At 41.5% G+C, this 6,675-nt stretch carries 8 protein-coding genes and 2 tRNA genes (1 of these 10 running past the window's edge); 9 read left to right on the top strand and 1 reads right to left on the bottom strand.

What is annotated here, in order from left to right:
* Nucleotides 1-6 precede the first annotated feature (6 nt).
* From M1J35_RS04030 to M1J35_RS04055, 6 genes are all read left to right on the top strand, one after another.
* Nucleotides 7-1,017, top strand: a complete 1,011-nt coding sequence (locus tag M1J35_RS04030; protein WP_224521610.1) for a PP2C family protein-serine/threonine phosphatase — start codon at nucleotides 7-9, stop codon at nucleotides 1,015-1,017.
* 74 nt (nucleotides 1,018-1,091) lie between these two features.
* Entirely contained in the window at nucleotides 1,092-1,424 is a 333-nt protein-coding gene (locus M1J35_RS04035) for an anti-sigma factor antagonist (protein WP_224521609.1), read from the top strand.
* Nucleotides 1,424-1,891: an anti-sigma B factor RsbW gene (rsbW, locus tag M1J35_RS04040; RefSeq protein ID WP_034763252.1), complete on the top strand. Its 468-nt coding sequence runs from the start codon at nucleotides 1,424-1,426 to the stop codon at nucleotides 1,889-1,891. The genes M1J35_RS04035 and rsbW overlap by 1 nt, the downstream gene beginning before the upstream one ends.
* On the top strand, nucleotides 1,869-2,666 hold the full coding sequence (gene sigB, locus M1J35_RS04045) for an RNA polymerase sigma factor SigB (RefSeq protein WP_224521608.1): 798 nt from the start codon (nucleotides 1,869-1,871) through the stop codon (nucleotides 2,664-2,666). The genes rsbW and sigB overlap by 23 nt, the downstream gene beginning before the upstream one ends.
* The gene (locus M1J35_RS04050; protein ID WP_224521607.1) at nucleotides 2,666-3,262 is read left to right on the top strand and encodes a PP2C family serine/threonine-protein phosphatase; all 597 of its coding nucleotides are present in this window, start codon (nucleotides 2,666-2,668) and stop codon (nucleotides 3,260-3,262) included. The genes sigB and M1J35_RS04050 overlap by 1 nt, the downstream gene beginning before the upstream one ends.
* Before the next feature lie 147 nt (nucleotides 3,263-3,409).
* Nucleotides 3,410-5,578 carry a Tex family protein gene (locus tag M1J35_RS04055; RefSeq protein ID WP_254652798.1) on the top strand — a complete coding sequence of 723 codons (2,169 nt, stop codon included), beginning with the start codon at nucleotides 3,410-3,412 and terminating at the stop codon, nucleotides 5,576-5,578.
* Between the two features lie 94 nt (nucleotides 5,579-5,672).
* On the opposite strand, the gene cmpA is transcribed toward M1J35_RS04055, so the two are convergent.
* Nucleotides 5,673-5,786 (bottom strand): cortex morphogenetic protein CmpA, encoded by a 114-nt coding sequence (gene cmpA, locus M1J35_RS04060; protein WP_094075192.1) that lies wholly within the window; start codon nucleotides 5,784-5,786, stop codon nucleotides 5,673-5,675.
* Between the two features lie 143 nt (nucleotides 5,787-5,929).
* Here cmpA and M1J35_RS04065 point away from each other — a divergent pair, with 143 nt between their 5' ends.
* The 3 genes from M1J35_RS04065 to M1J35_RS04075 form a co-directional block, all read left to right on the top strand.
* On the top strand, nucleotides 5,930-6,400 hold the full coding sequence (locus M1J35_RS04065; protein ID WP_254652799.1) for a SprT family protein: 471 nt from the start codon (nucleotides 5,930-5,932) through the stop codon (nucleotides 6,398-6,400).
* 116 nt (nucleotides 6,401-6,516) lie between these two features.
* Nucleotides 6,517-6,591, top strand: a tRNA-Asn gene (locus M1J35_RS04070).
* 7 nt (nucleotides 6,592-6,598) lie between these two features.
* Nucleotides 6,599-6,675 (top strand) — tRNA-Ser (locus tag M1J35_RS04075) (it continues 14 nt past the right edge of the window).

Here is a 6,675-nt window from a genome sequence, read left to right on the forward strand (position 1 = left end):
AGTTATATGAATTTCAGAGAATTGATGGATTCAAAATATAGAGAGATTATTGAGCACTATTTAAACGACCAGGATGAGAAGGCTCTTTATTTGGGACAGAAATTCAGTCGCAAATCAATTGAGCATCACGTATCACCGGAAGAAATCATCAGTCTCCACAAGAATGTCATTTTGGAGATGGAACCAAACATACCGCATCAGGTGCTGCATTCTTTCGATATTCTCTTGGAAGTCATGATAGGGTATGGTTTTGCCTATCGTGAACATCAAAGCTTGAGAACGAAACAGCAGGAATTGAATAATGAAATAGATGTAGCTTCCAATATGCAGCAAACCCTTCTTGGTACAGTCATTCCGTCAGTCGAAGGGTTGGATATCGGAGCGGTGAGTGTACCGGCAAAAAAGATGAACGGTGATTATTATCATTTTGTTCAGGATGAAAATGACAGCGTCAGTGTGGCCATTGCGGACGTGATTGGGAAGGGTATACCAGCGGCACTTTGTATGTCCATGATCAAATATGCGATGGACAGTTTACCAGAGTATCGCCATGAGCCGAATGCTGTTTTGGAAAGCTTGAACAGGGTAGTCGAACAAAACGTGGACGCCAGTATGTTCATTACCATGTTCTACGGAGTGTATAATCCTGTGAAGCATCTGTTTTCATACTCATCAGCTGGGCACGAACCCGGCTTTTTTTATAGAGCGTCAACCAATGAATATGAAGACCTTGATGCAAAAGGCCTTCTATTAGGTGTCGATAAAAAAGCAAAGTACAGACAATATGAAAGACGTGTGGAAGTGGGGGATATGATCATTCTCCTTTCCGATGGAGTAACAGAATGCCGCACGGAAGAAGGTTTCATCGAGAGGGAGGATCTGGTTCAGTTGATCAGCCAATATACACACCTTCCCACCCAGGAGATCATCAATAATGTGTATAAGCAACTTGAGAAGCTGCAGCATTTTGAGCTTAGGGACGATTTTACCTTGATCATCATAAAAAGAAATTCGTAATGTGTTTATTTTTATCAGAAATAGGGTAAATGAATAGGGACGTATTATAATGTTGCCAAAAAGGTGGTCTTTTTATGAACTTATCAATAGATATGAAAGAAAAAGAAAACGAGCTGCTCGTCAAAGTAGCCGGTGAAATTGATGCATATACAGCTCCAAAGCTTAAAGAAACACTTCAGCCATCTGCTGAATCTGATAATAAAGATATAACAGTCGATCTTTCGGAAGTATCATACATGGATAGTACGGGACTCGGCGTGTTCGTTGGTCTGTTTAAGACGGTTAAGGCCCGTGGTGGTCAGCTTAATTTAGTCGGATTATCTGACCGTTTACAAAGGCTGTTTGATATTACAGGTTTAGGGGATATTATGAATATCAATTCCAAAGTAGAAGGTGGAGTGGAATGATGCAAGCTTTTGATTACATCGAGATGAAGATCCCCGCAAAGCCGGAATATGTCGGGGTTATTCGTTTGACGCTTTCAGGAATTGCAAGTCGTATGGGGTTTGACTATGATGCAATTGAGGATTTGAAGATTGCCACAAGTGAAGCGATCACTAATGCGGTCCAGCATGCGTACAAAGATAATGACGGAGAAGTCGTTGTCGGATTCGCGCTGTATGGGGATCGCCTTGAAGTGATGGTGGCTGATCACGGTGAAAGTTTTGACTTCAAAGAAATTCGCAGTGCTGTTGGTCCTTATCATGCCGATCATTCCGTTGAGTTCTTAAGAGAAGGTGGGTTAGGCCTTTACCTTATTGAGAGCCTTATGGATGATGTAAAAGTGCATCACAAGGAGGGAGTGACAGTCTTTATGACTAAATTCCTATCAGGGGAGCAGGTGGAGAGGGATGAAAAAACTATCTCAACCTAACCAGCAGGCTCAAAAAGAAAAGGTACTAAAATGGATCAAGGATTACCAGGAAACCCAGGACGATGACGCCCAAAGTCAGCTCATTTTACACTATCAAAACCTTGTTGAATCCATTGCGAGGAAATATTCAAAGGGCCGATCCTTTCATGAGGATATAATCCAGGTAGGGATGATCGGACTGCTTGGAGCGATCAGAAGGTATGATGAATCGTTCGGCAGATCATTTGAAGCCTTCGCGATTCCAACCATTATCGGGGAGATTAAAAGGTTTCTAAGGGATAAAACGTGGAGTGTACATGTTCCCCGGAGAATCAAGGAACTTGGTCCGAAAATTAAATCGACGGTTGAAGAATTAACCAATAAATTGGAACGCTCTCCGCAGGTTCATGAGATTGCTGAGTACCTGGAAGTAAGTGAAGAAGAGGTACTGGAAGCGATGGAAATGGGTAGGAGTTATCAGGCTTTATCTGTGGATCACTCAATTGAGGCTGATTCAGAAGGAAGTACGGTAACAATACTGGATATCGTAGGAGATCAGGATGAAGGTTATGAGAAGGTGAATCAGCGACTCGTTCTGGAGAAAGTCCTTCATGTCCTCTCCGACAGGGAAAAAGCGATTATACAACACACTTATTTAGAAAACCTAAGCCAAAAAGAAGCTGGGGAAAAGCTCGGTATTTCACAAATGCATGTTTCCCGACTGCAAAGAAGAGCGATCAAAAAGCTTAGGGAAGCCATTCAAGAAGAGATGGACGATTCGGAGAGTCATTATTAATGGCTTATCTTCAACAAAATGAAATAGAGCTTTATGCAGAACAAGTATCGAAAAATGGGAATCCCTTTTGTGGTGATAGTTACTTCTATACTTCCACAAACGATTACTTCATCTGTGTCCTGGCCGATGGTTTAGGTAGTGGTAAATTTGCCTATGAGTCGTCACATGCTGTCGTGGAGATTGTAGAAAAAAATCATCATGAAGATGTCGAGACTCTCATGAGTCTTTGCAATGATGTCCTTCAGAAGAAACGTGGAGCTGCCGTGGCGATCATTAAAGCATATTACCATTCCAAAGAATTTGTGTATAGTTGTGTAGGTAATATCCGTTTTTATATGTATGCACCCGAAGGAAAGATGACCTATCCCTTACCGGTCACAGGCTATCTATCCGGACGGCCTCAAACATATAAAACCCAACGTTTTCAATATAATACCAACTCAAGATTTCTCATTCACTCAGATGGATTGAGTATATCCGGCGTAAAGAATATCCTTCAAAGATATCCGACCCTTCATGGGGCGCTAGGAGACATCCAATCATTAGTAGACGGCACATCAGATGATACAACATATATCATTGGAAACTTACTCTAACAGGCTTAGGGTAAGTTTTTTTGTTTATAAGTTCACGCCCCTCGGGCAACTGGATAAGAGATCCATCTATAACCTACGTCACCGTTTTAATCCCTAAAGACAGATATGGTAAAATAAAAGAGAATCCTATCAATGGAGGTAATACTATTGGCAACAACATTAACGAAGCAAGAGCCATTACTTCAACAAGTATCTAAAGAATTGAACTTATCAATAAAGAGTGTAAAAAACGTCATTGCCCTTCTGGAGGAAGGGAATACAGTTCCTTTCATCGCACGTTACCGAAAAGAGCAGACAGGTGCACTGGATGAAGTCCAGATTCGCAATATCATGGACAAGTGGAATTACTTGTTGAATCTTGAGCAGCGAAAAGAAGAAGTCATCCGTCTCATAGAAGAACAGGGGAAGTTAACGGAAGAATTGGCTCGGTCCATTCAAAAAGCCAATAAGCTGCAAATGGTGGAAGATCTATATCGTCCATATAAACAAAAAAGGCGTACTAAAGCAACCGTAGCAAAAGAAAAAGGCTTGGAGCCCCTGGCTGAATGGATTCTGACCTTCCCATTAAAAGGAGACCTTACAAGTGAAGCTTCAAACTATATCTCTGAAGAGAATGAAGTGACTTCTGTGGAAGAAGCCCTGGGTGGAGCCAAGGACATCATTGCTGAATACATATCCGATGAAGCTTCTTACCGGGACTACATACGAAAATATACATTCCGTAAAGGGTTAATAGAATCAAAGGTAAAGAAAGAGGAGTTAGACGAAAAAAAAGTGTTTGAAATGTATTACTCCTATCAGGAACCCATTCACAAAGTTGTGCCCCATCGTGTCCTGGCAATGAATAGAGGGGAAAAGGAAGACATTTTAAAAGTGAACATCCAGCCCGATACAGAAGGCATCCAAACATATTTGGAAAAGCAGGTCATTAAGAATATCCACTCTATTTCTGTGCCCCTAGTGAAGGAAGCAGTGGAAGATAGTTATAAAAGGCTCATCCAACCGTCAGTAGAAAGAGAAATCCGAAATGAGTTAACTGACAAAGCGGAAGATCAAGCCATTCATATCTTCTCTGAAAACTTGCGTAAATTATTGCTCCAGCCACCGATGAAAGGGAAGATGGTATTGGGTGTCGATCCTGCATTTCGGACTGGGTGTAAGCTTGCTGTCATTGATGAAACAGGGAAAACCCTCGATATCAACGTAATCTATCCGCATACATCTCAATCCCAACGAAACAAAGCGGAAGAAGCTTTTAAATCGATTTTGACAACATATTCAATTGAGGTTGTGGCAATTGGAAATGGTACCGCGTCGAGAGAAACCGAACAATTTGTGGTGGATCTATTGAAAGAAGTAGGCGGGAATATCTTTTACTTAATAGTCAATGAAGCGGGGGCAAGCGTATATTCTGCATCAGATGTTGCGAGAGAAGAGTTCCCGGACCTTCAAGTGGAAGAAAGAAGTGCTGTCTCCATTGCCCGGAGATTACAGGATCCGTTAGCTGAATTAGTGAAGATCGACCCTAAATCAGTCGGGGTCGGGCAATATCAACATGATGTTTCCCAAAAGAAGTTGAACGAATCGTTAACGTTTGTAGTGGAAACGGCTGTAAACCAAGTGGGTGTAAATGTAAATACTGCATCTTCTTCCTTATTGCAATATGTAGCGGGGCTTTCTAAAACAGTGGCCAATAATATCGTGAAAAAGCGGGAGGAAGAAGGGAAATTTCAATCCAGGGCGCAATTAAAAAAAATCCCAAGGCTGGGTGCGAAAACATTTGAACAATGCATTGGCTTCCTGAGGATAATGGATGGGAAAGAGGTCCTTGATAGGACGTCTATTCACCCTGAGAATTATACCGATGTAAAGAAGCTCCTCTCAAAAGTGGGGATGGGTGTAAATGACGTCGGGTCAGATAAACTCAAACAGTCTTTGGAACAATTGAATATAGATGAAGTGTGTGAAGAGTTGGAAATTGGGAAACTGACATTAAGGGATATTATCGATTCACTGATTAGACCCGGTCGAGATCCGAGGGAGGAGTTTCCTAAACCGCTACTGAAGAAGGATGTTCTAAAACTGGAGGATCTATCTGAAGGAATGGAGTTACAAGGAACCGTTCGAAATGTAGTGGATTTTGGTGCCTTTATTGACATTGGTGTGAAACAAGATGGTCTTGTCCATATCTCAAAGCTGAAAAATGGTTTCGTGAAGCATCCGTTAGATGTGGTTTCAGTCGGGGATGTTGTGACTGTTTGGGTTGATAGTGTAGATGTCCAAAAAGGCAGGGTTGCACTGACGATGGTCCATTAAGAAATGGATAGGAGCTGACTGAATGATAGGGAGCTATCTGGTGGTCAGCTCTTTTTTATATAAGATGGAATTACTTGATAATAGAAAAACATCATTAAGAGCAGTTCTTCTTTCTGTAGAAATTCCAACATTGATTAAGAAGTTTGATCTGGTATCGATCTTTTTCAAGATAAGCTTTCCGCAATTGATTGACAAGCCAATTTGGCATGGGTAAACCTCCTTATCCCGTTGAAAGTGCCGCTAAAGAAAACGGTCTTTCTCCGATTAGTTTGTCAGTTTGAAACAATAAGGGTGATACCTAGTTTATGCTATAATAGGTTGTCATGTTCTAATTAAGAAAGAAGGATTTGTATGACGAATGCCGAGCTGCAGCAATTAGTAGAAAGAATTTCAATCCAATCATTCAACAAGCCGTTCCGCCATAAGGCGTTTTTTAATCCAAGATTACGGACCACTGGTGGAAGATACATGTTAGGCAGCCATGATATCGATATTAATCGAAGATATCTGGATGAGCATGGAATGGAAGAGTTGATTGGAATTATAAAGCATGAGCTATGTCATTATCACTTGCATATTGAAGGAAAGGGATATAAACATGGGGATCAGGACTTTAAAAGACTTCTCGAGCATGTCGGGGGACCAAGGCATTGTTCTTCGTTGCCACATGTGAACAGGAGAAGTCGGGTGTTACACTATGCCTGTTCTGAGTGCGGTCTGAACTTCGAAAGAAAAAGAAGAATCAATACAACGAAATATGTGTGTGGCCGCTGTAAAGGAAAACTTCGCCTTGTAAAGGAAGTTGTGATTGAAAAAGGGTAGTTATAAAAGGTGTTTTTCTTGTTGAAAAAGTGACTGAAAGTAGTTGACAAGAAATTGATGAGTCATTATAATCTAAAGAGTCGATAAGACGAGTTAAGCGTAAGAATACTTCACGTTCCGCAGTAGCTCAGTGGTAGAGCTATCGGCTGTTAACCGATCGGTCGCAAGTTCGAATCTTGCCTGCGGAGCCATTTTTATGGAGAAGTACTCAAGTGGCTGAAGAGGCGCCCCTGCTAAGGGTGTAGGTCGGGCAACTGGCGCGAGGGTTCAAATCC

Origin of the sequence: Rossellomorea sp. KS-H15a, from assembly GCF_024195245.1 — a bacterium.
GTDB lineage: Bacteria > Bacillota > Bacilli > Bacillales > Bacillaceae_B > Rossellomorea > Rossellomorea vietnamensis.